Genomic DNA, 24,975 nt, shown 5'->3' with positions numbered 1-24,975 from the left:
AAATACAATTCGATATCGCTATACATTAGGAGGATAAATTAATGAGATTTTCTGAACGTATGGGATTTACCCCAGTAAAAGAGTTAATTCAAGTCGATTCGATGGACGACGATCTAAGAGTCGGTCTATGGAACACATTTAACTCTGTAATTATCGACTCGTACACAGCACGTGTACCATTTCCTTATATACAAACATCCAACCACAGAGACTTTTTTGAAAAGTTTATTGTACATCAATGGGGCAATTACTTTAAATATCCTTTGACTCAATTACCAGGGGAATTTCACCGTTGGTTCGATAACATTCACGAATACTTTTTTAGTACAGAATGGTACAACGTTTATGATTTCATGGAATTCCTTGTTCAAAATTATGAAATTGAATATATCGTTGATGAATTTAAGACGGAGTGTAATAAAATTTTAGAGCGTGAGTTATCTGCATATAGATTTGTCCAGAATACACTTGTTAGAATAAATTCACAACAAGAAATGGATTCTATCGAAAACGCCATAAACTTTAACAGTAGTAAAACTTTCGTAGATATGCACATAGCGCAAGCTTTGCGCTTGATGGCGAATCGAGAGAATCCCGATTACATAAACTCAATTAAAGAGTCAATAAGTGCCGTTGAATCTATTTGCAAAGTTATCGCAAATGACGAAAAAGGAACTCTCGGACAAGCTTTAGGTAAACTAGAACAAAAAGGAGTAGTAATTCACGATACATTAAAAGAAGGATTTAAACGAATATATTGGTATACAAGTGATGGCGACGGTATTCGTCATGCCCACAAAGACGTACCTAATGTTTCTTTTGAGGACGCTCAATTTATGCTCGTAACTTGTTCGGCATTTTGTAATTATCTAATTGAAAAAGCAAACAAAGTCGGTATTGATTTATCATAAAAGTAACTTAACAACCTAAAGGACGCTCTTATACAGCGTTCTTTTTTATTTAAATCTACACTATTATTTACATGCGGTGAATGTTCAGTATTTAGTTATGATTTAATTTCGTTATATAGGCGAGTGGTGTCGTCAGTTTTCGTTCGATGCGCATTGGATGGTTAGTTCCTCCGCCACGGCTTTGTCTTCTGCTGATTTTAGATTACGAGCCATTATATCTGTCCTCCGTTTTATTTATTAAATCACTCTCGAGTATCTCTATCTCTTCTTCTCAGTATAATTTCGGTTAAACACGCCAAGCCTACCGATAACGCGAATACAACACCGAAAGCTGATACGTATAGATTACCGAATGCCTTCGTTGCCCACATAAATAAAAATGCGAATATAATTAAATACCTCTCTTTACGCTTCCTCATAGCATAATTCCTCCGTCTTTTCCGAACCTTTATACATCTTCATCTTCTTTCCTCTTCCGCATAAACTCTCCAATCCTAGCAGTAATAACCGATGCGAGTACAGCCATTGCAAATGCTACTGCTAGCCCACCTATAACGGCGTTTCCAATTATCTTCGTAACAACCAGCAATACAAATGCAACTATTAACAGGTTCACCCTTGTATTTTTCTCTTTCTTTCTATCCTTCACACCTTATCTTCCTTTCTACTATTTCTTTTTCGGATTCTCTGCTTAAATCCCCTCACCGTACTTCTAGCAGAATCAAATGATCGCCCTGTCTTCTTCGATAATGCTCTAGAAATCGCAACCTCCGTAACTTTTTCATTATTCTCTACCGTATGTATCATAGTATCTAGTACAATGAAATCTATTTTCTTCTTGCATATGTTTTCATATAGCTTTGCGTAAGTATCTCGGTTAGTCATTATATTGCAGATCGCTTTCTCTTCCGCAGTTTCTGCACAACCCTCTAGTGTTTCAAGTACGTTTATATCACTTATAAATTTTAATACCGTTCTTCCTTTTCCTCTTTCTCCGCAATATTTACGTAAAGCTTGATAAATAAAACACTTAACCCTCTTATCGAAATCGCCCTTATTTATATCAAACGTTCTAATCGCATACCTTATTCTCCGAAAACAATCATCAATAAAATGTACCTCGTTATTTATCTTATACCAGTTATCTTTAGCTAAGCGTTCAATCAACGGTATGTAATGCGCTTCAATTTTTTCTACATACTTATTATCGTATATTCCAGTGTAATAATCTTCCACTTCTTCTTTAGCTAGTATCGCTATTCTATTTAATGTTTCTTTTATGTCCTCGTCTTTATTTGCGTATCGTCTTATAGTAAGTCTGCTTTCCATACGTAAGTCTTCCACCTCTTATAGCACCTGCATCCTCCGATATTCAACCCACTTCCGCTAGTGGCATTCAATATCGAATTTATGCTATTGACGATTGGCGGACGACGACTAGCCGAGGTGAGCGAAGCTAGGTTGAGTTGGGCGCAGTTTTCACCCCTATTCACATCGATAAAAAACAACAAAGCGTTTAAACTTTTTCATAATTTCGTAGTATCTATGCAAATAAGGGGTAAGGCGTTTTACTAGCGTCGGATCGCTTGTAGTGTATCGTAGTAACGCCCCTTCCGTCCCTGCACTTTCGCACACACTATCTCATATCCATACGTCCCAATATGCGCCCAATCTTACGATTAAGCCCGATAGTACACCCTGTTCCTTAGAACAACGTATTGCCACTCCTTGCCGTTAATGGTCGCAATCACCTAGCCTATACGCATGCGAAAGGGGATACATGTTGGTTGTATAGCGCTGATTTATTTGCGTTGGCTCTCGCTCACCTTTTACGTTTTTTAAGCGGTACGGCTTCCGCTTTTTGACTTACCGCATCAGTACCTAAAAAAGACATTACTAAAGACGCCTTGCAATCTTCGAATTTTTTCGATAGAATGCAAAGTAGATGGTCGAACTGATACGGCTCGTCCGTTATTTAGTTTCGATGTGTATAGTTTTGAGTCTCCGATTGCCGTCGGGGACTTTTTATTTACAAGAAATTCCGTAGACTTTCCGCTACTTCATTTTTATCTAAATGCAGATAACGTGTTGTAACAGATATGTCGCTATGCCCTAGCGCTTTAGATATCAGCGCGACATTTGCACCCTTCTTTAAGAGATTCTTCGCAAAACCTCTACGTATGGCGTGTGGATTAATATTTTTAAGCCCGTATTCCTTCGCATGTTTAGTCATTCGTTTTGATATAATGTTATTCGTCGGACTAGTTAAAACACTTCCACCGCTCTTCGTAATAAAGAGATAATCATTATTCTCTTGGTACTCTCTGCGAATAATTTCGTTTTGTTTCATAAGAACGTCTAGCAATCGTGCGAGAGCGTCATCAAACGGTAGATATATCGATTCATGATTCTTAATAATACCACCATCGACACTTAATACTTTCGCTTCTAAATTGACGTGTTTATGTTCGAGTTGCGCTAATGTACCGACCCGTATTCCCGTCTGATACATAAGTAAGATAGCGGTAGCATCTCGTAAATCTAAAAATCGTGTTAAATCGAGCACCGATAACAAGATATTAATTTCACGGTCTGTCGCACCTTCTTTAACAGGCGTATCCACTTTTATCTTCACATTGCGCCAAAAGTTAATATCAATCCATCCATTATCATGGCAACGTCCTAGAAATGCCTTTAGACACTTCAAACGGGTTAATTTCGTTTGATTACTAACATTCATAGACGACAACCACTCGTAAATATGATTAACGTTCAACTCTTCTATATAGTGCGTGTCTGTTATTTTCGCAAAATGACTAACGTGTATGTAATAATCGTTTATCGTACGCTCGCGTAAGCCTGTCGCTTTCATTTGACGCACAATTATCTCGAGCGCTTTGTCGATTGTTAAATTGAACGTATAACGATTTTCTGCGGTCTCTTTCTTTCGCTGATCGCTTTTCAATCTATCGCCAAAAACATTCGATAAATCCTCACTAATCGTTAAAGAATCGCGTTTTTTTGACATAAAAAAAATAAGCCCCCTAACTCGTTAGCGACCGCACATTGTACGATTCAACTTACGAATTAGAGAGCTTATATATTGCGGACTTTGACGTCACCGCAAAAGGTTTTTTTAGCGTCCCAGGAGAGATTCGAACTCCCGACCGTACGCTTAGAAGGCGTATGCTCTATCCGGCTGAGCTACTGGGACATGGAGCGGGTGAAGAGAATCGAACTCTTGACCAGAGCTTGGAAGGCTCTTGTTTTACCACTAAACTACACCCGCATATGTTATTTTCTTTTCTTCGTTAGCGCCGTTTCCCTATCGACAATATTTATTATATGTATAACCACACATAAAGTCAACACCTTTTTTAAAAGAGGATAAATTTTCTTATCCTCTTTTAAAAACTGCTTGTTCAACTAGTTGTCCGTCTAACGTTTCAAAACGAACTTCCATTTGATTTCCATCCATTTCTAATAAAGCAAATGTCTTTTCTACACGCTGACGTGGTAATAAAATACTGCCTGGATTAATAAATAAAACGCCCTCGATTAATTCAGCACCTAATACGTGAGAATGTCCAAAGCATGCAACTTGCGCTCCCACTTCTTCAGCATGGTACGCTAGCGTTTGTAATGTCATTTTCACATTATGGCGATGTCCATGCACAACTAAGAAGCGAATTCCATCTACATCAGTTACAATTTCATCTTGAAAGTTAGCATAATCACAGTTTCCTTTTACAACACGGAAACCTTGCAGTTCTTCATGAGCAGGCGTTAGCTCTGAATCACCGCAATGAATCATGATATCTACTTTCCCTTCATATTTCTCTTTCAACTGCTGTAATTCCTTCACAGAGCTATGACTATCACTTACGATTAAAGCTTTCATCATTCTCTCTCCCTTATTCTCCTAAAAACCATTCCGGGATTTTTTCTTCTAATTTACGAAGAGCACGGCCACGATGGCTAATAGCATTTTTCTCATCTGAACTTAGTTCCGCCATCGCTTTTTTATATTCTTCCACATAAAAAATCGGATCATATCCAAAGCCGTTTTCCCCGCGGCGTTGTTCTAAAATAAATCCTTCACATGTCCCGTTTACAATGACAGGCTTTTTATCACCTTCAGGGAAAGCAACTGCTAATGCACAATAGAAACGAGCTTTACGCTTTTCAAACGCTACTTCATTTAATTCTTGTAACACTTTATCAATATTCGCTTGATCATCTTTCGGCTCTCCAGCAAAACGAGCTGAATACACGCCTGGTTTCCCGTTTAACGCATCTACAATAAGACCTGAATCATCCGCAATTACAATTGCATTCAACTGTCTACTCAAACTATCCGCTTTTAAGATCGCATTTTCTTCAAATGTTTCACCAGTTTCTTCGACTTCTTCAATATGAGGAAAATCGTGTAATGATTTCACTTCTAAATCAAATCGCTCAAATAACTCAGCAAATTCACGTACTTTCCCCATATTTTTTGTCGCTACAACAACTTGTTTCATTTTTTCCACCTCTACTCTATATGAGATACGATGTCACCTAACGCTTCTTTTTGCATATCAATCAGTTGGAAAATGCCTTGTTCTGCTGCATCAAGTAGTTCATTTAACTGCGCTCTACTAAACGTCGCTTCTTCTCCAGTTCCTTGCACTTCAACAAACTGGCCTTTTCCAGTCATAATCACGTTCATATCAACGTCTGCTTTAGAATCTTCTGCATAGTTTAAATCTAAAACAACACCTTGTTCTTCAACAATCCCTACTGACGTTGCTGCTAAATAATCTTTTACTGGAATTTTAGATACTTTTTCTACTTGTAATAACTTCTCAAACGCTAATACCATGGCTACATATGCACCTGTAATAGAAGCTGTTCTCGTTCCACCATCCGCTTGAATAACATCACAATCAATCCAAACCGTTCTCTCACCAAGCGCTTCTAAGTCAACTACCGCACGTAATGCTCGTCCAATTAAGCGCTGGATTTCCATTGTACGTCCTGTTACTTTCCCTTTACTTGACTCCCTAATTGTACGTTGTTCTGTCGCACGTGGAATCATCGCGTATTCAGCTGTTACCCATCCTTTTCCTTCTCCACGCATAAATGGCGGTACACGCTCTTCAATTGTTGCTGAGCAAATCACCTTTGTATCCCCAACTTCAATTAATACAGATCCCTCTGGATGTTTTAAATAATTCGTATGAATATGTATATGGCGTAATTCTGTTTTCTCTCTACCATCTACTCGCATAAAAATAACCTCCTCTTAATTACTACTCGTTAGTATAGCCAAATTTAAATGTATGATATGTATACAATAAAAGAAGGAGAACCCAAAAAGCAATTCTCCTTTCTTACTTAAGTATATCAAATTATTCAAGATTAAAAACTACCTGTATTCACGTTTTCTGGACGATCTACAGGTTTTATTAACTTTCCGCCCTTTTCATCTATAAGATTTGCTTTTCCATTTACTTCAATAGAAATATTTTTCACACCTTTCTTTTCTGTTAAAGATAAAACTAACGACTTCAATACGTAATTTGAAATCATATTTTTATCTGGGTTTACAAATATATTTTCATTAAAGTTTAATGTAAGGTTTCCGTCTTGTAATTTCGGATTCGTAATAAGCTTAACGCCTGGATTAAAATCATTTAGGAGCGATTGATGGATCGGACCTTTTACAAGCTCATCTATAATTGCTGCATAGTCATTTTCTTTACCTTCCGCAACGCGGCGTGTGACTGGTACGTAGTATTGCTGTTTATTATTATTTTGCGCCATAAAATACAGTGTGACTGGTTTTGTATTTGTTACATCTGTTACTTGTTCATCATCGAAGTTAATACCATTTGCACGGCTCACTCCTTCACCAAGCGGTGTACCACCAACCGGCATTTTTGCCAATTTCTCACCATTTATTTGGAACTGCACTTGTTTTATCTCTGTAAATTGCGTCAACGTCCAAGCTATAGATTCAACAATTTGACGCTCTTCTTCTTTCGCATAGTTTTTCATTTCTTTAGAGAAATCAATAACTGCCGTTCCGTCCTTTTTCAAATCTAAGGTCATCGTTGTATTCGCCGGAATGACTGCACGAAACCCATTTGGTAATAAATTCGTTACCGGTCCATCTTTCACAAGGTATTCTAACGTTTGCTTCACAGTCTCATTTGCTTTCGGAGTAGGTATAGCTAACGTTTGTGGTACAACATAACCATTTTTATCAACAAGGTATAGTTCTCTATTTACCATTTGCCCTTGCTTATCTTTTTTAGCTACTTCTTTCTTCCCACCCTCTGTATACGTAACTTGTTTTGGTGGATCAATTTGTTCAGTTGCTTTCTCTTGATTTATAAAGCCACACCCTGTTAGTAAAACAGCGCTCACAGTAGCACCAACAACCCATTTAAAAGTGGATTTAGGCATGCCATTCCCCCCTAAAATCTAAGTTTGTACTATTATGTATACGAGCTGTTTCACGTTTTAGAACAAGCTGTGCCTCTTATAAATTGAAACTTTAATCAGCAGGGGTCTTACTACCCAGCAAATAGCAAGATAAAACAAAAGCTCCTGATTTCTCAGGAGCTCACTTATATAAATTCTACTATTATTCTTTTTCTAAATGAATATGCTTCACATTTTCAATCGGTTGACCGAACCATTTTGATGCAATTTCTTTAAACAAGCCTATTTTTCCTGTTGTTAAGAAGAGATGATCGCTTTGTTCTTCTCCTTCATTCAACATTTTACTATGATATAAGATTGTACTTACTTCACGTGCTGTTTCATCACCAGAACTAATTAGTTGCACTTTATCTCCCATTACTTTTTTAATAACAGGTCCTAAAATCGGATAATGTGTACACCCTAATATAAGTGTATCAATATCGGTACTTTTCAGTGGTTGCAGCGTTTCTCTTACAACTTCATACGCCATTTCACTTTCGAAATTCCCACTCTCTACAAGTTCAACGAAAGGTGGACAAGCTAAACTTTCTACCATAACACGGTTATTAATAGACTTTAACGCCTCTTCGTATGCACCACTTTTCACCGTTCCAATCGTTCCAATAATCCCAACGTGATACGTGTTTGTCACTTTTAAAGCTGTACGTGATCCTGGGTGAATAACTCCTACTACTGGAATTGGTAATTGTTTTTGCATCTCTTCTAATACAACTGCAGTTGCTGTATTACACGCAATAACTAACATTTTAATATTTAAATTTAGTAAATGCTCCGTCATTTCCCACGTAAATCGACGTACTTCTTCTCGAGAACGTGGACCATAAGGACAACGTGCTGTATCTCCTAAATATATGATACGCTCTTTCGGCAACTGACGAATTAATTCCTTCGCTACTGTTAAACCGCCAACTCCTGAATCGATAACACCGATTGCTCTATTCAACTTCATCACCCGTTTTCTCATTCATCATCTTTTATGTTTATCATTATATTTTACACACTTTAAGTTCGCTCACTTCAAATGCTTCTGTATGAAAATTTTCATTTGCCCATGTATAGACTAGGACCTTTTTTATTTTGCTCCTTTTTTTCGTAATTTGCAAGATAGAAAAATAACCGACCTTCTATAAGAAAGTCGGTTTCTTCTATATAAAGTGCATATTCATTGCTCCATCTTTTTTTGAAAAGAAGACATTCCCGTTAATAAGAAGAAATGAGCAGAAATTAAAATGACGATAATTTATTTACAGCCCTTTTTATAGCCTTACCTATTTCCACGCTAGACTGTGGATTTTGTCCTGTAATTAAATGACCATCTACTACTACATGCGGCGTAAAATTGGGGGCTACATAAAACAAAGCTCCTTCTTCTTTCAACTTACTTTCTAACAAAAACGGAACGCGCTTTTCTAAATGTACAGCTCTTTCTTCATCGTTTGTATAACCTGTTATACGCTTACCCGCAACAAAAAACGAGCCATCCTTATTTTTCACACCGACTAAAGAGCTTACTCCGTGACAAACAGCCGCTACAATCCGGTTATTGTTATACATATTCTCAATCAAATTTGCTACATATGGATTACCTGGAAAATCTACAATCGCCCCGTGCCCACCACCAAATAAAACCGCATCATAATCCGAAAAATGAACATTTGAAATCGGCCTCGTATTTTGCAATAAAGAAGCTACATGCTTGAATTCGCGAGGTATACCATTCGGAATAGACACTCTATCTATAGGTACTCTCCCACCTTTTATTGACACAATATCAACATCAAACTTAGCCTTTTTAAATACATGATAAGGAGCTGCGAGCTCTTCCAGCCACAAACCAGTCGGGTGTCCATTCATATCATGAGCACTTGTTGAAACTAACAGTATCCTTTTCAACATATCCCCTCCTTATTACCTATTTATGTATGGAGTGTTCTTATCATTCATATAGCAAGTGAAGCAAACAAAAAATAGCCGACTTTTATATAAAAGTCGGCTGCTTTCTTATAATTCGAGCTCTCCCATACGAAGAAGCTCCACAACTGCTTGTGAACGTCCTTTAACCCCTAGCTTTTGCATTGCGTTTGAGATATGGTTGCGAACTGTCTTTTCACTTATAAAAAGTTCACCTGCAATTTCCTTCGTTGTTTTATCTTGAACCAGCAATTCAAATACTTCTCTCTCTCTCTTTGTGAGTAAAGGTTTAGATTGATACGCTTTTTCCTTCAACTGGTATAACCCTCCTTGCTTAAGCCAGAGCTGTGTATGTGTAAGTTGGGTGTTTATTTAGTCAAGATATTGTATGAACGAAATGTGCAGGTGGTGAATGAAAATGGGCTTTATTTCCTATGTTATTTTAGACTTTTATACAGTGCGTACACTCTTTTTATCCACTTACTTTCCAACGCGCCATATTTGTTCTAGCAATATACTTACAACCGTACCTACAAATAAACCATTACCGAATATATATTGCATAACAGACGGCAAGGATTGGAGTGCTCCAGACGGTAAAAACATAACGCCGCTGCCAAATAATACTGCAACGCCTAAGATCGTTACATTCCTTTCACTCATCGGCACTTGTTTTATATTATTAAATCCAATTCCAATTAACTGTACGAACGAAGCCATTAAAACAGCCGATGCGACAGCTGATGGTAAAGATGCTAAGTAACGAATAATACTTGGAAAAAGAGACATTACGACTAGTAACGCACATGCCATTAAGAACGATCGTATATACTTTTGTTTTGTTAAACGTATGAATCCTGCCGTTGCTGGTAACGGAACGACACCTACAGTTGAAAATACAGAAGAGATGAGATGCGAAATCCCCCCAACCCATGTTCCATCTTTCAACTGTTTTTGTTCAATAGTCGCTTTATGAATAGTTGCTTGATTAATTGCTATAATAGCTGCCACCGTATTCGAAACTAAAATACATACCATAACGAAACTTGATACAGCCATACCTGTATTCCATTTTGGAAGTCCCCAAGCAAATATATGTGGAAGTTGCACAAAATGAGTTACTTGAGATGGGATTGTCACTTTTCCTGCAATGAGAAAAATAATCCACCCACTAATTAATCCTATTAAAACTGCATAACTTTTGACAAAGCCTTTTCCAAAATTAGATAGTATAATAACGAACAGAAATATACTAAACGCGATCATTGCTGTAAATCCGTCGATTTGAGAAATAGTAGCTGTAATTCCTAACATTCCTTTTAAAAATACACCACTTAATTGTAAACATAATAAAAGTAAAAACGTCCCTGTCACAAGCGGCGTAAATAAAAATAAAATACGTCCTATAAAACCAGTTACTCCTAATCCTATTAAAATAACACCGGAGATTATCATTCCTAATTCTAAAATTTGCAGTGTACTATGTAATTGATCCTGTCCGGCCGTTGCATAAGCAAGTACGGTAAATACACCAACCCAAGATCCAGCCGGCCCATCCGCAATTGGCAGTCTATGCCCAAGCCACCCTTGTAAAAAAGAAGATATACCAACTACAAAAAACGTACGCTGCATTAAATAAAATATTTCTTCCGTCGTAAGATGAAATAATCCGCCAACGACAATTGGTAGTGCTATTGAATTTGCTAATAAAAATATAAACCATTGCAAAGTTCCCATAATATGATTTTGGTTATGTTGATTGTCCAATTTTTTCATCCCTTCTAGCTTTCCTATAAAAATATATTGTAAGAATAAAAAAGAAGAGTTCTATACTCACCATTAGAACCCTCCTCAAAATATTTAAACGATTCTTCTACACAAGATTATTTAATTCCACCTCATTTAAACTTCCAACAACAATATTTCCTTTATACACGACTAAACGTTTTTCTGTTTGACGCGCTACTGCTTCAGCAGCGCATGTCGCATTCGTCAAAACAAAGCTCGCTTCATCCCCTACATTCGGCCATACTCGCTTCCCTTCATTATTTAACGTTTCTTTTCCCCCTGTAATAAAGCGGAGTGCTTTTCCTAAAGACCTTTCGTCACTCCACCCAAAACGCTCTGCTAATCGATTCGCCTTTTGAAGCATATCACCTGTTCCAAACGGTGACCAATGATCTGTAATGCTATCATTGCCTAATGCAACCTTAACACCTTTTTTATCTAATAACGGAATTGGGATTACTTGTTTACCAATTGGCACTGTTGAAGTAATATCAATATTTACATTTGCGAGTCTTTCTGCCACTTCTTCAGCCTCTTTACCAGTAACACCACCAAGTCCAAGTGCATGACTAATCGTTACACGGCCTTGCCATCCTGCTTCTTCTGTTAAACTTGCCAATCTCTTCATCGTAAACGTTCCAAGATTATTCGCATCGTGCAAATGAATATCAACATCCGCATTAAATTCTACTGCGATATCCATAATTGTATGTAATGACTTTTCAATGTCATTATCTACTGTAGCTGGATCTACTCCTCCGACTAGATGAGCACCCATACGCATCGCATCTTTCACGAGTTGCACAGAATCACTGCGCAATAATCCATGTTGCGGAAACGCAACAATTCTACTAGACACTCGATTTTTATATGTTTCTAATGCCGCTAACGTCGCCTCCAGATTACCAAGCCCAATAATCGGATCGACATTACAATGCGTTCTAATATTCGTTGCACCATTTTGCAGTAGTAACTCTAGCATATTTTCCGCTCTATTTCGGGCAGTCGCTAATTGCTTTGGTAAAATTTTTTCTTCTTCATTAAAACGTGTAAAAATACTTTCTGCTGGCATACAAGCTTTCCATGGGCCACTATAATATGTTTTATCAATGTGAATGTGCATCTCTTTGAAAGCTGGCAACATTAATAAGTTCTTAGCATCAAAAGTTACTATATCTTCCTCTTGAACAATCCCTTTTATAATTTTTTTAATTCGACCATCTTCAATAAGTAAACTGCATAATTCTGTTTCTGTTTTTGAAATTCTCTCTTCTTCATATGTATATCCTGATTCAAGCATTACGTTAGCCAACCAATATACTGTCATCTCTATTTCCCCACCCTTTATTAAAAATCACCTCATAACTACAATTTTAATATCCACTGAAAATTAAGACAATTAATACGATCACTTCTCACAAAAAAATGTAATACAACCCCATAGTCTTCTCATAAATTTCCATATAGAATAAAAGTATGCAGTTTGATATAAAAAGGAGTTGATTGGAATATGTCAAAAAAGTTATGTAAATCCGAAACTGATAAAATGCTATTTGGTATATGTGGTGGTTTAGGAGAATATTTTGATATTAGCTCTACTCTTATTCGTATCATTTGGGTTATTGCTGTTTTATGTTTTGGGACAGGATTTTTAGTTTATTTCATTTGTTTATTACTTATGCCACGTTCGTACTAACGGCATTATTTCACATACTTAAGAAGAGCAAATCACCTATAGAATCCTATAGGTGATTTTTTCATGAAGAATATTTCATCGTTAAATGTAATACCGCTACTTCTTCTTCTTCATTTTTATAAATATGCTTCTTATTCGCTTCAAATTGAATGGAATCAAACTCATTTAATTCGTATACATCATTCTCCACTTGAATAGACACTTTCCCTTTCATTACCGTTACAAGCTCAATCGCACCTTCATGATGAGCTTCTGGCTCATATATACTATTTGATCGTAAACAAGCACGGTGCATTTCCATCCCTGTTTCTTTCGTATAACGGAACATCGTTTCTAAATGCCACGCTTGTCCTTCATCTACTGCAAATCCTTCTCCACAGCGCGCAACAGCTACAGGTTCTCCAACAACCATTAATCTGGATAAAGGAATTGATAACCCTTTCGTTATTTTCCAAATGACAGCTAGTGTCGGATTTGTTTCCCCTCTTTCGATCTTTCCTAATGTTAATTTACTAACTCCTGTTTTATGAGCTAATTCTTCTAAACTTAATTTCTGTTCATTTCGAATTTGTCTCAATAACTGTCCAACTTGTTGAATGACTTCTTTCGTTTGCATATCTTCATTTTCTTTCATATATAAAACCACCTTAAAGTATAAAATAGTTTACTTTTAATAATTAAAAGTATATCATACTATACATAATTATTTATTTTCGAAAGGAGTGTTATACTTCATGCGCGCAATTTTATTAGGTCTTTTATCATCGGCCTTTTTTTCTGCAACCTTTATTATTAATAGAGCAATGAATGTATCTGGAACGAGCTGGGCTTGGACAGCTTCCTTCCGTTTTTTATTTGCTCTTCCTATTTTATTCCTTATCGTTTTATTTCGCAAAAACTTTAGGGGATTATGGGAAGAGTTAAAAAAACATCCATTGGCATGGATCGGATGGGGTTCTGTTGCCGGTATTGGTTTTTATTCTTTATTAAGTTTCGCAGCTGTCTTTTCTCCAGCTTGGCTCGTTGCTGGAACTTGGCAAGTTACGATTTTAGCTGGTTTACTACTATCACCACTATTTTTCGTGAAAATAGAAACAAAATCAGGTACGAAACTTGTACGTGGAAAAATTCCACTTCGTAGCTTATATGTTGCATTATTTATTTTACTTGGTGTAATTTGTATGCAAACAACTGCCGCAGGCCATATTACAATGACTCAGTTCATTTCAGGTTTTTTACCTGTCGTATTAGCCGCTTTCTTATATCCGTTCGGTAACCGAAAAATGATGGAGCTTGTTGGTGGACGCCTTGATACGTTCCAACGTGTATTAGGAATGGCAATTGGAAGTCTTCCTATAACAATCTTGCTTGGTATATACGGATTTTCTACTACTGGCATTCCAACATCCAACCAAATGCTTCAAGGATTTCTGTTAGCATTATGTTCCGGTGTTATTGCAACGATGACATTTTTCTTTGCTACTGACTTAGCAAAAGATAACCTCTCTCTACTTGGAGCTGTTGAAGCAACACAAGCTGGAACGATGGTCTTTACCGTGCTTGGTGAAATCATTTTCTTAAATGGTTCACTCCCTGGAGGACTTTCTCTCATCGGAATGATTATTATCATGTTAGGAATGGTTGCAAATAGTATTTTAAACCGTTCTGTTCCAGTCGTTAAACAGAAAAAATCAGCATAAAAAAAGAGTATGGTTCTATAGAGATGAACCATACTCTTTTTTATTGTCCCCCTATTTCGCCTTATCAGAATAGTATTTCATTGGCTCTTTATACTAAAACTTATGTTATAATACGTTTCATGCGCATTAATAGGAGGTAAATTATGTTAAAAAAAGCAATCGCTGAATTTATTGGTACATTTGTACTTGTATTATTCGGAACTGGAGTAGCCGTCACTGGCGGCGGAATTGAAGGAATTGGAACATTAGGAATCGCTATGGCTTTCGGTCTATCTATTGTAGCTATGGCATATAGCATCGGAACAATTTCTGGATGTCACATTAACCCAGCAGTATCAGTAGCTATGTTCATCAACAAACGAATGAACGCTATGGAACTTTGTTATTATGTATTAGCTCAAATTTTAGGTGGTTTATTAGGAACTGCAACGTTAGTAACAATTTTAAAATCTGCTAAAACACCTTTAGATAATTTAGGACAAAATGGTTTCGGAACTCTTGGTTTATCTGGAGCATTTTTAGTTGAGTTCATTTTAACTTTCGTATTTATTTTAGTTATCGTTGCTGTAACAGGTAAAAAAGGAAGTTCTTCTTTAGCTGGACTAGTAATTGGTTTCACATTAGTTTTAATTCACTTATTAGGAATTCCGTTAACTGGAACATCTGTTAACCCAGCTCGTAGTATCGCACCAGCTTTATTTGTTGGTGGAGAAGCACTTTCTCAACTATGGGTATTCATCGTAGCACCAATTCTTGGTGGTATCTTCGCAGCTATCGTAGGTAAATTCATTTTAAATACTGAAAAATAGAATTTTCAATATTTCTGAATAAAAAAAGGCGAGCCCTCATTATGAGGAAGCTCGCTTTTTTTTATTCTTTCATTTTAGACTTTAAATTTGTAACTAATTGATCTACCGTTACATTTGCAAGTACGTTTTCCATCGCTTCTTGCGCTTGCATTAAAATAATTTCTAATACTGATTGAATATTAGCTCCTACTGGACATTCAATGTTGGGATTTTCATGGAAGGAAAATAGCTGTCCTTCTTCTACAACTTCCACTGCTTTATATACATCAAGTAATGTAATTTCTTCTAAATCTCGAGCAAGTGTCGTACCACCTTTACCAGCTTGTACATCAACAAGTCCTGCTCTCTTCAACATTCCTGTAATGCGACGAATCACAACTGGATTTGTATTCACACTACCGGCAATCCATTCAGAGGTACAGCGAGAGTTTCGATCTATCGCAAGTAATGTCAGCATATGAACACCTACTGTAAAACGACTACTAATCCCCATCTGCACACCCTCCTTTTTATTCATTCTATTAAAAGACGACTCTTATCATTATATACTATTTTTAATTTATACATAAAGAAAAAGCATGATTTCAATAGGAAATCATGCTTTTCTCTCATTATTGACGCTTTATAAATTTCGCTAAATCTTTAAATTTCACTTTATCTGAGTAATTCATTACGCCGTTTACGTAAATGCGGCTTGTAACAGCATTTAATACCGCAATTGTCGCCAATAAGACTGCTAATGTTATCGTAATTTCTAGCATACCTGCTTCACCAGCTACAATACGTGAGAAGGTAACCATCGGTGTAAAAAAGGGAACGTAAGAACTTACAACGACGATAGTACTATTCGGATCACTTAATGATTTAATACTAATAAAGAATGCAGCCATAATTAAAATCATTACCGGGAAAGATACAGCTTGTAAATCCTCCGTCTTAGACACGACAGCTCCAGCAGCAGCATACATCATCGCATAAAGTAAATATCCCGTAATGAAATAAACAAGAAACATGCTGATAACCTTTGCATCTAATTTCGTAAAGTCAATTGGAATACCAAGTAGTGAGGCACTTTCTAAATCGACCCAACCTAACAAATATGGAATAAGATAACCACACGCCAATATGACAAGTTGCAATAACGCCGTTGAAACAACCGCTAAAATTTTCGCATACATCATCGTAAGAGGCTTCACTTTCGGAAGCATTACTTCCATTACACGTGACGCCTTTTCAGATGCAATATTCATTGCGATTGTATTTCCGAACGCTACAATAAACATATATAAAGCAAATGTAAAGAAATAGGCAATTCCGAAAGAAGATGTACGATCTTTTATCGCTTCTTGCTTTACTTGAATTTCTGTTTGTAATTGCTGTGCAATTTCTGGTGAAACATTATTTTTGGCAATCGTCACCATCGTATATTGTTGCTTTAAATATCCTGCCATAATTGCAGAAGTTGCTTGGCTTGGAAATCCATTATACATATATGTAATCGATGGAGCCCCATCCTTTTCCGTCACATGGAATAGACCATCTAAATCGCCTTCTTCTACTTGCTTATGCAGTTTATCAAAATCATCCTTTGAACCAATTGTTATTTTTGCTGATGGCAATAGCTTATTTAGCTCATCTTTTTGTACTTTATATGTGGAACTCTCTACTACAACTGCAATTTTATCTTTATCCTTATTTTTATCATCGCCTGAAGTAAAATGATTAAATGCAAAAATCCCAAACACAACTAAAAATAAAATCGCACTCGTAATTAATGATTTTTTAGATAAAAATGCTTCCCTAAAATAAAATGAAAATACGTGAGAAAATTTACGCATCGTTATTTCGCCCTCTCTACAAAGATTTCGTTTAACGTCGGCTCTAACATTTTGAATTGTCGTAAGCTAACACCTTGCTCTTGCAACTGTTGCAAAATCTTGAGAGCTTCCGCATCGTCTTGTACTTTCACATAAAGAAGGCCTTGTTGTTTTTCATACGATACATGTATAGCTTCTAATCCCTTTTCATTCTCTACTGTATCTTCAATCGTTAAATTACGGAAACCGTATTCTTTCTTAATATCACTTAGCTGTCCTTTTACGACTGCTTCACCTTTTTTCAAAATACATACATGTTGGCAAAAAGCCTCTACTTGTTCCATACGATGACTTGATAAAATAATCGTCTTTCCGCTCTGTACTTGTTCTTCAATAATACTAGCTAACATCCCAGCATTAACTGGATCAAGGCCGCTGAATGGTTCATCTAAAATGAGAAGTTCCGGATTATGAAGAAGAGCAGCAATTAATTGGATTTTTTGCTGATTCCCTTTTGAAAGCTCTCCAGCCGTTTTAAATTTATATTCTGGTATCGCTAAACGCTCTAACCAGTGATCAATAGCGTGATCCACTTCTTTCTTCGACATTCCTTCTAATCTACCAAAATATCGCAGCTGATCTATTACTCTACTTTTTGTATATAAACCTCTTTCTTCTGGTAAATACCCAATTGTTACACCACTATTTCCAAATGCTTTTCCATCCCATGTAATCGAACCTTCATTAGGCGTTAATAATCCGAGAAGCATTTTGATTGTTGTTGTTTTCCCTGCACCATTTCGTCCAAGTAACCCTAGTACTTCACCTTTTGGTAACGAAATTTGCAAACCGTTAACTGCTTTTGATTCCCCAAATTGTTTCGTTAAGTTTTGAATTTGTAAACTCAAGTATAAAGCCTCCCCTTTAGTATCATTCGTACTCTCTTTCAAAGACTATGTTTATTCAAGACAAAATATAGCACCGCGCTTCATCCTCTTATATGTAAACATCGTCATTAATCCATCATTTGTTCTATTTAGTTAAAATTGTAAATAACAAAGTTCTTTTTGTCAATTATAATTGTCATTACGACAATAAAAATTGTCAAAACAACTATTATTATTTTGCTCATCTTTCTAATATAGGACATACTACTATATATACAAAAGACAATATGCAAATGTTCATATAAAAATATTATATTTTAATATATAATATAAAATGATTTTCTAACATCAAGGAGGATACATATGAAGATGAAGAGGGGCATTACCACTTTATTATCTGTAGCGGTTCTATCTACATCACTTGTAGCATGTTCAGGAACACCAGAGAAAACAGTGGCAAAAGAAGAGAAAGTAAAATTAACAGAACAACAATTAATGGCTGATTTATGGTATCAAACAGCCGGTGAAACGAAAGCACTTTACTACCAAGGGTACAACATTGGTCAATTAAAGCTTGATACAATTCTTGCAAAAGGGACAGAGAAAAAACCTGCTATCGTGCTTGATTTAGACGAAACTGTTTTAGATAACAGTCCTCATCAAGCAATGAGCGTAAAAACAGGCAAAGGCTATCCTTACAAATGGGATGATTGGATTAACAAAGCTGAGGCTGAAGCCCTTCCAGGCGCAATTGATTTCTTAAAATATACAGAGTCTAAAGGTGTAGATATTTACTACATCTCAAATCGTAAAACGAATCAACTAGATGCGACAATTAAAAATCTTGAGCGTGTAGGTGCTCCTCAAGCAACGAAAGAACATATATTACTACAAGATCCGAAAGAAAAAGGAAAAGAAAAACGCCGTGAACTCGTTTCTCAAACTCATGATATTGTCTTATTCTTCGGTGATAACTTATCTGATTTCATAGGTTTTGATGGAAAATCTGTAAAAGATCGTAACCAAACAGTAGCAGATTCAAAAGCACAATTTGGTGAGAAATTCATTATTTTCCCGAATCCAATGTATGGCGATTGGGAAGGCGCTTTATATGATTATGATTTCAAAAAATCAGATGCAGAAAAAGATAAAATCCGTCGCGACAACTTAAAATCATTTGAAGTAAAATAAAAGAGGATGGCATTCGCCATCCTCTTTTATTTTACTTTCTCTGTTAAAGGCAAGATAAATACTTCCACACGTCTATTCTTTGCCTTTCCTTCTTGTGTATCGTTTGGAGCAATTGAACGGTATTCTCCGTATCCAATCGCACTAAATTTTTCTGGTTGTAATTCTTTATTTTGCAGTAATACTTGCATAAAATTAACTGCCCGCTGCGTACTTAATTCCCAATTCGACGCAAACTGCGCATTGGCAATAGGGACATTATCCGTATGACCCGATACTGTAATTTCACGAGGTGACGCTGAAACAAGTAAGCTAGACATCTCTTTTGCAATCCCTAAAGATTCTAATTTCACATCTGCTTTCCCCGAATCAAACAGTATATTTTCTAATATTGTCACCATTAATCCCTTTTCAGTTAATTTAGTTTGAAAAGAAGAGGATAATTGTTTTTCATTAATATATTGATCAATCTTTTTTTGTAATGCTTTCAATTCATCCATCTCTTTTTTTTCTTTAGCTCTAGCTTCTTCTTGTTTTTTTGCTTGTTCTGCCTCAAGGCTACTTGCTGATAATTCTTTTTCATCATTTGGCTTTTGATCACTTAAAAATTCTTTGTTACCTGTTCCCCCAGCTAATTCACTTCGAAAAGCAACTGCCATCTGTTTAAACTTCGCAGCATCTATACTACTCATTGCGAATAAAACGATAAACAATGCAAATAACAACGTTAACATATCAGAATATGGGATTAACCACGTTTCATCGATATGCTCATCATGTTTTTTCTTTTTGCCTCTTCTATTTTTCTTACTCCGCATTTTTTTCTGCTCCTTTTTCTAGCTTTTTACGCTCAGTTGCAGAAAGTGCACCTAAAATGCGGTTCTTCATAATAAACGGATATGTACCTTCTTGTAACATTAATAAACAATCAATGATTAAACGTTTTTTCTCAATTTCAGCTGAAGATTTTTGCTTTAACTTATTTGCAAATGGATGCCATAATACATAACCTGAAAAAATACCAAAAATCGTTGCAATAAACGCACCCGAAATAGCATGACCTAACTTTTCAATATCAGTTAAGTTACCAAGCGCAGCTACAAGACCGATAACAGCACCTAAAACTCCTAATGTCGGTGCATACGTACCAGCTTGTGAAAAAATAGCAGCTCCCTTTGCATGTCTTTCTTCAATTGCCTCTAATTCAGATTCCAAAATCTGCTCCAAATCTTCTGCGGATACGCCATCAATCACAAATTTCATACCGCGCAAAAGAAATTCATCTTGAATTTTGTCTAATTGTTGCTCTAAAGACAAAATACCGTATTTTCTACTTTCAGATGTCCAATGAACAAATAATTCTAGCAACTGTTCATAACTTAAATCCTTTTTATTTGAACCAAAAAGAACTTTAAATAGTTTTGGAACCCTTTTTAGTTGATTCATCGGAAATGCAATACATACTGCAGCAAATGTACCGATAAAAATAATTAATGCTGCGGCAGGATTTAATAAGGCTGTTATGTCAGCGCCCTTGACGACCATCCCTACTACCACTGCTACAAATCCTAAAATAAGTCCAATAATTGTTGCAAAATCCATTCCCATTCACTCCCAGTCTATACAAGAAGTTCTCTATTCTCGATAATCGCTACATCTTCTTATGTATATATATTACATAAAAAATGCATTTCATGAAAGATAAGAAATGAATTATATAAAAAAATACTACAAATTCACACATTTTCTGACATTTTCTTTGCATTTCTATTACGTTATGACTCTTATATTCCTTTTCCAACAAACTAGATTTATAATAAAAAAACATTACACATTTTATTAAGAAGGGACTGTGATTACAAGGCATCATGAAAAAGATAATAATTATTTCTGCCACTACTATTGTAATCGGGATCACATCTTTCGCTTACTTTGGTTCTAAAACACCACTACATAATGAAGCAAAAGCTGTCGAAAGTCAAAAGCATAATAACCATAAAAAAGAAGAGATTCCTGCTTTTCCAAAAGCTGATCATAATGCAAAGAAAATAGACAATGACTTTTCAGTGGTAACAAATCCCAAATCTAATCTTGTCTTAATTAATAAACATCGAAAACTACCAGATGGATACATTCCTGAAGACTTAACGAGACCAAATGTACCATTTATTAGTCCAAAAGATAAAGAAAAAACATTGCTGCGAAAAGATGCTGCAGAGGCACTTGAAAACATGTTTAAAGCTGCGAAAAAAGAAGGGCTTGATCTTACAGCTGTATCTGGTTATCGTTCATACAAACGCCAAAAATCGTTGCATGATACATACGTTAGACGCCAGGGAAAAGCCGAAGCTAATTCGGTAAGCGCAATTCCTGGTACAAGTGAACACCAAACGGGTTTAGCAATGGATATTAGTTCAAAATCAGCTAAATTTCAATTAGAGCCTATCTTCGGGGAGACAGCAGAAGGAAAATGGGTCGCAGAACACGCTCATGAATTCGGCTTTGTCATTCGTTACTTAGAAGATAAAACAGATACAACAGAATATGCATATGAACCATGGCACTTACGCTACGTTGGTAATCCATACGCTACATACCTATATAAACATCACTTAACATTAGAAGAAGCGATGGAAGACAAAAAATAAGAGAGCAAATTGCTCTCTTATTTTTCTTTCACTCTATTATTGTAGTAATTTCTTCTTCCATTCTTCAGGCCATGGTTCGCCTCTTCCTGTTTTTTTCGACGCTTGAACCATCATTCCACGACCTACTAAACAAACCTCTCCTGCTGCATTCTTCACCATATAATGTAAATCTAAAGAAGAATTCCCGACCGATCCTGCCTTTACATACACCTTCAGCTGTTCATCAAAATATATTTGCTTAATAAAATTACATTGTAAATCCGCAACAACGATCATCGTTTCTGATGATGCATGTGTCCACTCTTGCATAAATCCAAGTTCTTTAAACAACGCAATACGAGCTTCTTCAAAATAAGTAAAAGCAACGACATTATTTACATGTCCAAACATATCTACTTCACCAAAACGAACCTTTACAGGGTTGTAAAACGAAAAACCACTTTCCCATTGCTCAAAGTCTTCAATATAAGAAATCCTCTTCATTGTTATCTCCCCTTTTCACCTTTAAATAAACAGAATAAACAGAAAAATAAAGTTATAAATATTGCCTCTTCGATATGAAGAGGCAATATTTATTAATAGTTATTATCGCTACCAAAGAAATCTTTGAACGATTGAATTGTTGTATCACGGTTTAATGCCGCAATTGAAGTTGTTAAAGGAATACCCTTCGGACATGATTGCACACAGTTTTGAGAGTTACCACAGTTTGCTAGTCCTCCATCTCCCATAATTGCACGTAAGCGATCTGCTTTATGCATTTCACCCGTTGGATGTGAGTTGAATAAGCGAGCTTGTGATAACGGTGCTGGTCCAATAAAGTCAGACTTACTGTTTACGTTTGGACATGATTCTAAGCAAACACCACATGTCATGCATTTTGAAAGCTCATAAGCCCATTGACGCTTTTTCTCAGGCATTCTTGGTCCTGGACCTAGGTCATACGTACCATCAATTGGAATCCACGCTTTAACGCGTTTTAGAGCATTAAACATGCGACTACGATCAACTTGCAAGTCACGTACAACCGGGAATGTCTTCATCGGTTTTAAGCGAATTGGTTGCTCTAATTGATCGATAAGTGCCGTACATGATTGACGTGGTTTTCCGTTAATCACCATCGAACATGCACCACATACTTCCTCTAAGCAGTTCATATCCCATGCAATCGGAGTTGTTTGGTTCCCTTTTGAATCAACAGGATTACGACGGATTTCCATAAGTGCTGAGATAATATTCATATTCGGACGATATGGAATTTCAAACTCTTGGTCAAACGCTTGCGCATCTGGCCCGTCTTGTCTCGTAATGATGAAGCGGATTGTTTTCTCAGACATGTTGTTTATCCCCCTTCTCTTCACCCTTAGCAGCTACATCGTGTTTTGAAGAATAATCACGTTTACGTGGTTTAATTAACGAAATATCAACGTCCTCGTAATGGAATGCTGGTGCATTTCCTTCTCCCTCAAATTTTGCCATCGTAGTTTTTAAGAAGTTTGCATCATCACGATTTGGGAATTCAGGTTTGTAATGCGCCCCACGGCTCTCATTACGGTTATATGCGCCAATTGTAATAACACGTGCTAACTCAAACATATTTGCAAGTTGGCGTGTAAATGAAGCACCTTGGTTACTCCATCTTGCTGTATCGTTAATGTTAATACGTTTGTAACGAGCCATTAATTCTTCAATTTTCGCATCTGTTTCTAATAATTTTTTATTTTCACGAACTACTGTAACGTTATCTGTCATCCATTCTCCAAGCTCTTTATGAAGAACATACGCATTTTCGTTACCATCCATCGTTAAAATATTGTTAAATTTCTCTGTTTCGATTAATTCATTTTGCTCATATACAGTAGATGAAACAGCATCAGATGATTTAGAAAGACCTTTCATATACTCAATTGCGTTTGGTCCTGCTACCATACCACCATAAATTGCTGATAATAGTGAGTTTGCACCAAGACGGTTACCACCGTGCATAGAATAATCACACTCACCTGCTGCAAATAAACCTGGAATATTTGTCATCTGTTTATAATCAACCCATAGTCCGCCCATTGAATAGTGAACAGCTGGGAAGATTTTCATCGGTAGTTTACGAGGATCATCCCCTGTAAATTTCTCATAGATTTCAATAATTCCACCTAGTTTAATATCTAGTTCTTTTGGATCTTTATGAGAAAGATCTAAGTACACCATGTTTTCACCGTTAATACCTAGTTTTTGCTCTACGCAAACATCAAAGATTTCACGCGTTGCGATGTCACGAGGTACAAGGTTTCCGTAAGCCGGATATTTTTCTTCTAAGAAGTACCATGGTTTACCATCTTTATATGTCCAAACACGTCCACCTTCACCACGTGCAGATTCACTCATAAGACGTAATTTATCGTCTCCAGGAATTGCCGTTGGGTGAATTTGAATGAACTCACCGTTTGCATAATATGCGCCTTGTTGATATACAGCAGAAGCTGCTGTACCTGTATTGATAATGGAGTTTGTTGATTTTCCGAAAATGATACCAGGGCCCCCTGTTGCCATAATCACGGCATCTGCTCCGAAACTTCTAATCTCCATAGTTTGTAAGTCTTGTGCAACGATTCCTCGGCACACACCTTCATCATCAACAACAGCTCGTAAGAAATCCCAACCTTCATATTTCGTTACAAGTCCTGCTACTTCGTGACGACGTACTTGCTCATCTAATGCGTAAAGTAATTGCTGTCCAGTTGTTGCACCAGCAAATGCTGTACGGTGATGTTGCGTTCCACCAAATCGACGGAAATCAAGAAGTCCTTCTTCCGTACGGTTGAACATAACACCCATACGGTCCATTAAATGAATGATACCAGGTGCTGCTTCACACATTGCTTTAACTGGTGGTTGGTTCGCTAAGAAGTCCCCACCATAAATTGTATCGTCAAAGTGGATCCATGGAGAATCCCCTTCACCTTTCGTATTTACGGCACCGTTAATTCCGCCCTGAGCACATACAGAATGTGAACGTTTTACTGGTACTAAAGAAAACAGTTCAACATTTACTCCTGCTTCTGCCGCTTTAATCGTTGCCATTAAGCCAGCCAAGCCACCGCCGACTACTATAAGTTTCCCTTTCATGC

General features: G+C 36.6%; 28 protein-coding genes and 2 tRNA genes. 6 read left to right on the top strand and 24 right to left on the bottom strand.

Features of this window, described 5'->3' with window-relative positions; all coding sequences use genetic code 11:
* Positions 1-41: 41 nt before the first annotated feature.
* On the top strand, positions 42-911 hold the full coding sequence (locus QCI79_RS19295; protein ID WP_021728092.1) for an AbiJ-NTD4 domain-containing protein: 870 nt from the start codon (positions 42-44) through the stop codon (positions 909-911).
* A 242-nt stretch (positions 912-1,153) separates the two neighbouring features.
* Here QCI79_RS19295 and QCI79_RS19290 read toward each other — a convergent pair whose 3' ends face one another.
* From QCI79_RS19290 to QCI79_RS19220, 15 genes are all read right to left on the bottom strand, one after another.
* A complete protein-coding gene (locus QCI79_RS19290) occupies positions 1,154-1,330 on the bottom strand; it encodes a hypothetical protein (protein ID WP_021728091.1) in 177 nt (58 codons plus the stop codon).
* Positions 1,331-1,359: 29 nt separating this feature from the next.
* Entirely contained in the window at positions 1,360-1,560 is a 201-nt protein-coding gene (locus QCI79_RS19285) for a hypothetical protein (RefSeq protein WP_021728090.1), read from the bottom strand.
* A complete protein-coding gene (locus QCI79_RS19280; protein WP_042991574.1) occupies positions 1,557-2,240 on the bottom strand; it encodes a hypothetical protein in 684 nt (227 codons plus the stop codon). The genes QCI79_RS19285 and QCI79_RS19280 overlap by 4 nt, the downstream gene beginning before the upstream one ends.
* A gap of 700 nt (positions 2,241-2,940) precedes the next feature.
* Complete coding sequence (locus QCI79_RS19275) at positions 2,941-3,939, bottom strand: tyrosine-type recombinase/integrase (RefSeq protein ID WP_021728729.1); 999 nt, start codon at positions 3,937-3,939, stop codon at positions 2,941-2,943.
* A gap of 112 nt (positions 3,940-4,051) precedes the next feature.
* Positions 4,052-4,125: transfer RNA gene (locus tag QCI79_RS19270), tRNA-Arg, on the bottom strand.
* Between the two features lies 1 nt (position 4,126).
* A tRNA-Gly gene (locus tag QCI79_RS19265) sits at positions 4,127-4,200 on the bottom strand.
* Positions 4,201-4,308: 108 nt separating this feature from the next.
* Positions 4,309-4,812, bottom strand: coding sequence for a metallophosphoesterase (locus QCI79_RS19260; protein ID WP_000645506.1), 504 nt, complete (start codon positions 4,810-4,812; stop codon positions 4,309-4,311).
* 13 nt (positions 4,813-4,825) lie between these two features.
* On the bottom strand, positions 4,826-5,434 hold the full coding sequence (locus QCI79_RS19255) for an XTP/dITP diphosphatase (protein ID WP_000815943.1): 609 nt from the start codon (positions 5,432-5,434) through the stop codon (positions 4,826-4,828).
* Positions 5,435-5,445: 11 nt separating this feature from the next.
* A complete protein-coding gene (rph, locus tag QCI79_RS19250) occupies positions 5,446-6,183 on the bottom strand; it encodes a ribonuclease PH (protein ID WP_001261771.1) in 738 nt (245 codons plus the stop codon).
* Positions 6,184-6,314: 131 nt separating this feature from the next.
* A complete protein-coding gene (gene gerM / locus QCI79_RS19245) occupies positions 6,315-7,364 on the bottom strand; it encodes a spore germination protein GerM (protein ID WP_001126749.1) in 1,050 nt (349 codons plus the stop codon).
* Between the two features lie 181 nt (positions 7,365-7,545).
* On the bottom strand, positions 7,546-8,355 hold the full coding sequence (gene racE / locus QCI79_RS19240; RefSeq protein ID WP_000774010.1) for a glutamate racemase: 810 nt from the start codon (positions 8,353-8,355) through the stop codon (positions 7,546-7,548).
* A 275-nt stretch (positions 8,356-8,630) separates the two neighbouring features.
* On the bottom strand, positions 8,631-9,302 hold the full coding sequence (locus QCI79_RS19235) for a type 1 glutamine amidotransferase domain-containing protein (RefSeq protein ID WP_000919605.1): 672 nt from the start codon (positions 9,300-9,302) through the stop codon (positions 8,631-8,633).
* A 105-nt stretch (positions 9,303-9,407) separates the two neighbouring features.
* Positions 9,408-9,632: a spore germination transcription factor GerE gene (gene gerE, locus QCI79_RS19230; RefSeq protein WP_000659484.1), complete on the bottom strand. Its 225-nt coding sequence runs from the start codon at positions 9,630-9,632 to the stop codon at positions 9,408-9,410.
* A gap of 165 nt (positions 9,633-9,797) precedes the next feature.
* Entirely contained in the window at positions 9,798-11,093 is a 1,296-nt protein-coding gene (locus QCI79_RS19225) for a purine/pyrimidine permease (RefSeq protein WP_000732141.1), read from the bottom strand.
* A gap of 97 nt (positions 11,094-11,190) precedes the next feature.
* Positions 11,191-12,432 (bottom strand): amidohydrolase family protein, encoded by a 1,242-nt coding sequence (locus tag QCI79_RS19220; protein ID WP_000219550.1) that lies wholly within the window; start codon positions 12,430-12,432, stop codon positions 11,191-11,193.
* A gap of 183 nt (positions 12,433-12,615) precedes the next feature.
* On the opposite strand from QCI79_RS19220, the gene QCI79_RS19215 reads away from it, so the two are divergent.
* The gene (locus QCI79_RS19215; RefSeq protein ID WP_000038411.1) at positions 12,616-12,801 is read left to right on the top strand and encodes a PspC domain-containing protein; all 186 of its coding nucleotides are present in this window, start codon (positions 12,616-12,618) and stop codon (positions 12,799-12,801) included.
* A gap of 61 nt (positions 12,802-12,862) precedes the next feature.
* Here the strand turns inward: QCI79_RS19215 and QCI79_RS19210 are convergent, their stop codons facing one another.
* Positions 12,863-13,435: a helix-turn-helix domain-containing protein gene (locus tag QCI79_RS19210; protein WP_000661924.1), complete on the bottom strand. Its 573-nt coding sequence runs from the start codon at positions 13,433-13,435 to the stop codon at positions 12,863-12,865.
* 100 nt (positions 13,436-13,535) lie between these two features.
* Between QCI79_RS19210 and QCI79_RS19205 the strand changes: the two genes are divergently transcribed.
* A complete protein-coding gene (locus QCI79_RS19205; RefSeq protein WP_001201633.1) occupies positions 13,536-14,501 on the top strand; it encodes a DMT family transporter in 966 nt (321 codons plus the stop codon).
* A 143-nt stretch (positions 14,502-14,644) separates the two neighbouring features.
* On the top strand, positions 14,645-15,310 hold the full coding sequence (locus QCI79_RS19200) for an aquaporin (RefSeq protein ID WP_000913213.1): 666 nt from the start codon (positions 14,645-14,647) through the stop codon (positions 15,308-15,310).
* Between the two features lie 61 nt (positions 15,311-15,371).
* Here QCI79_RS19200 and QCI79_RS19195 read toward each other — a convergent pair whose 3' ends face one another.
* The 3 genes from QCI79_RS19195 to QCI79_RS19185 form a co-directional block, all read right to left on the bottom strand.
* Positions 15,372-15,803, bottom strand: coding sequence for an Rrf2 family transcriptional regulator (locus tag QCI79_RS19195; RefSeq protein WP_000512998.1), 432 nt, complete (start codon positions 15,801-15,803; stop codon positions 15,372-15,374).
* Between the two features lie 118 nt (positions 15,804-15,921).
* Positions 15,922-17,148: an ABC transporter permease gene (locus QCI79_RS19190; RefSeq protein ID WP_001224976.1), complete on the bottom strand. Its 1,227-nt coding sequence runs from the start codon at positions 17,146-17,148 to the stop codon at positions 15,922-15,924.
* Positions 17,149-17,150: 2 nt separating this feature from the next.
* Positions 17,151-18,035, bottom strand: a complete 885-nt coding sequence (locus QCI79_RS19185; RefSeq protein WP_000058117.1) for an ABC transporter ATP-binding protein — start codon at positions 18,033-18,035, stop codon at positions 17,151-17,153.
* 342 nt (positions 18,036-18,377) lie between these two features.
* On the opposite strand from QCI79_RS19185, the gene QCI79_RS19180 reads away from it, so the two are divergent.
* Positions 18,378-19,205: a 5'-nucleotidase, lipoprotein e(P4) family gene (locus tag QCI79_RS19180; RefSeq protein WP_021728731.1), complete on the top strand. Its 828-nt coding sequence runs from the start codon at positions 18,378-18,380 to the stop codon at positions 19,203-19,205.
* 26 nt (positions 19,206-19,231) lie between these two features.
* On the opposite strand, the gene motB is transcribed toward QCI79_RS19180, so the two are convergent.
* Together motB and motA are read right to left on the bottom strand one after the other, a co-directional pair.
* Complete coding sequence (gene motB / locus QCI79_RS19175; protein WP_001256734.1) at positions 19,232-20,020, bottom strand: flagellar motor protein MotB; 789 nt, start codon at positions 20,018-20,020, stop codon at positions 19,232-19,234.
* A complete protein-coding gene (gene motA, locus QCI79_RS19170) occupies positions 20,010-20,804 on the bottom strand; it encodes a flagellar motor stator protein MotA (protein ID WP_000344853.1) in 795 nt (264 codons plus the stop codon). Before motA ends, motB begins: the two co-directional genes overlap by 11 nt.
* 266 nt (positions 20,805-21,070) lie before the next feature.
* Between motA and QCI79_RS19165 the strand changes: the two genes are divergently transcribed.
* Positions 21,071-21,850 carry a M15 family metallopeptidase gene (locus QCI79_RS19165; RefSeq protein WP_000720201.1) on the top strand — a complete coding sequence of 260 codons (780 nt, stop codon included), beginning with the start codon at positions 21,071-21,073 and terminating at the stop codon, positions 21,848-21,850.
* Between the two features lie 36 nt (positions 21,851-21,886).
* Here QCI79_RS19165 and QCI79_RS19160 read toward each other — a convergent pair whose 3' ends face one another.
* From QCI79_RS19160 to sdhA, 3 genes are all read right to left on the bottom strand, one after another.
* Positions 21,887-22,333: an acyl-CoA thioesterase gene (locus QCI79_RS19160; protein WP_000822734.1), complete on the bottom strand. Its 447-nt coding sequence runs from the start codon at positions 22,331-22,333 to the stop codon at positions 21,887-21,889.
* 92 nt (positions 22,334-22,425) lie between these two features.
* Entirely contained in the window at positions 22,426-23,187 is a 762-nt protein-coding gene (gene sdhB, locus QCI79_RS19155) for a succinate dehydrogenase iron-sulfur subunit (protein ID WP_001291824.1), read from the bottom strand.
* Positions 23,180-24,973 (bottom strand): succinate dehydrogenase flavoprotein subunit, encoded by a 1,794-nt coding sequence (gene sdhA / locus QCI79_RS19150; RefSeq protein ID WP_000676750.1) that lies wholly within the window; start codon positions 24,971-24,973, stop codon positions 23,180-23,182. Before sdhA ends, sdhB begins: the two co-directional genes overlap by 8 nt.
* Positions 24,974-24,975 lie beyond the last annotated feature (2 nt).

Origin of the sequence: Bacillus cereus group sp. MG1 (assembly GCF_040460035.1) — a bacterium.
Taxonomy (GTDB): domain Bacteria; phylum Bacillota; class Bacilli; order Bacillales; family Bacillaceae_G; genus Bacillus_A; species Bacillus_A cereus.
The sequence above is the reverse complement of the archived record's forward strand: the minus strand, read 5'-3'. Positions and strand labels throughout refer to the sequence as shown.

Coding starts and splice junctions, on each gene's coding strand:
- QCI79_RS19295 (WP_021728092.1), top strand. CDS start 42: ATGAGATTTTCTGAACGTATGGGATTTACCCCAGTAAAAGAGTTAATT.
- QCI79_RS19290 (WP_021728091.1), bottom strand. CDS start 1,330: ATGAGGAAGCGTAAAGAGAGGTATTTAATTATATTCGCATTTTTATTT.
- QCI79_RS19280 (WP_042991574.1), bottom strand. CDS start 2,240: ATGGAAAGCAGACTTACTATAAGACGATACGCAAATAAAGACGAGGAC.
- QCI79_RS19275 (WP_021728729.1), bottom strand. CDS start 3,939: ATGTCAAAAAAACGCGATTCTTTAACGATTAGTGAGGATTTATCGAAT.
- QCI79_RS19260 (WP_000645506.1), bottom strand. CDS start 4,812: ATGAAAGCTTTAATCGTAAGTGATAGTCATAGCTCTGTGAAGGAATTA.
- QCI79_RS19255 (WP_000815943.1), bottom strand. CDS start 5,434: ATGAAACAAGTTGTTGTAGCGACAAAAAATATGGGGAAAGTACGTGAA.
- rph (WP_001261771.1), bottom strand. CDS start 6,183: ATGCGAGTAGATGGTAGAGAGAAAACAGAATTACGCCATATACATATT.
- gerM (WP_001126749.1), bottom strand. CDS start 7,364: ATGCCTAAATCCACTTTTAAATGGGTTGTTGGTGCTACTGTGAGCGCT.
- racE (WP_000774010.1), bottom strand. CDS start 8,355: ATGAAGTTGAATAGAGCAATCGGTGTTATCGATTCAGGAGTTGGCGGT.
- QCI79_RS19235 (WP_000919605.1), bottom strand. CDS start 9,302: ATGTTGAAAAGGATACTGTTAGTTTCAACAAGTGCTCATGATATGAAT.
- QCI79_RS19225 (WP_000732141.1), bottom strand. CDS start 11,093: ATGAAAAAATTGGACAATCAACATAACCAAAATCATATTATGGGAACT.
- QCI79_RS19220 (WP_000219550.1), bottom strand. CDS start 12,432: ATGACAGTATATTGGTTGGCTAACGTAATGCTTGAATCAGGATATACA.
- QCI79_RS19215 (WP_000038411.1), top strand. CDS start 12,616: ATGTCAAAAAAGTTATGTAAATCCGAAACTGATAAAATGCTATTTGGT.
- QCI79_RS19210 (WP_000661924.1), bottom strand. CDS start 13,435: ATGAAAGAAAATGAAGATATGCAAACGAAAGAAGTCATTCAACAAGTT.
- QCI79_RS19205 (WP_001201633.1), top strand. CDS start 13,536: ATGCGCGCAATTTTATTAGGTCTTTTATCATCGGCCTTTTTTTCTGCA.
- QCI79_RS19200 (WP_000913213.1), top strand. CDS start 14,645: ATGTTAAAAAAAGCAATCGCTGAATTTATTGGTACATTTGTACTTGTA.
- QCI79_RS19195 (WP_000512998.1), bottom strand. CDS start 15,803: ATGGGGATTAGTAGTCGTTTTACAGTAGGTGTTCATATGCTGACATTA.
- QCI79_RS19190 (WP_001224976.1), bottom strand. CDS start 17,148: ATGCGTAAATTTTCTCACGTATTTTCATTTTATTTTAGGGAAGCATTT.
- QCI79_RS19180 (WP_021728731.1), top strand. CDS start 18,378: ATGAAGATGAAGAGGGGCATTACCACTTTATTATCTGTAGCGGTTCTA.
- motB (WP_001256734.1), bottom strand. CDS start 20,020: ATGCGGAGTAAGAAAAATAGAAGAGGCAAAAAGAAAAAACATGATGAG.
- motA (WP_000344853.1), bottom strand. CDS start 20,804: ATGGATTTTGCAACAATTATTGGACTTATTTTAGGATTTGTAGCAGTG.
- QCI79_RS19165 (WP_000720201.1), top strand. CDS start 21,071: ATGAAAAAGATAATAATTATTTCTGCCACTACTATTGTAATCGGGATC.
- QCI79_RS19160 (WP_000822734.1), bottom strand. CDS start 22,333: ATGAAGAGGATTTCTTATATTGAAGACTTTGAGCAATGGGAAAGTGGT.
- sdhB (WP_001291824.1), bottom strand. CDS start 23,187: ATGTCTGAGAAAACAATCCGCTTCATCATTACGAGACAAGACGGGCCA.
- sdhA (WP_000676750.1), bottom strand. CDS start 24,973: ATGAAAGGGAAACTTATAGTAGTCGGCGGTGGCTTGGCTGGCTTAATG.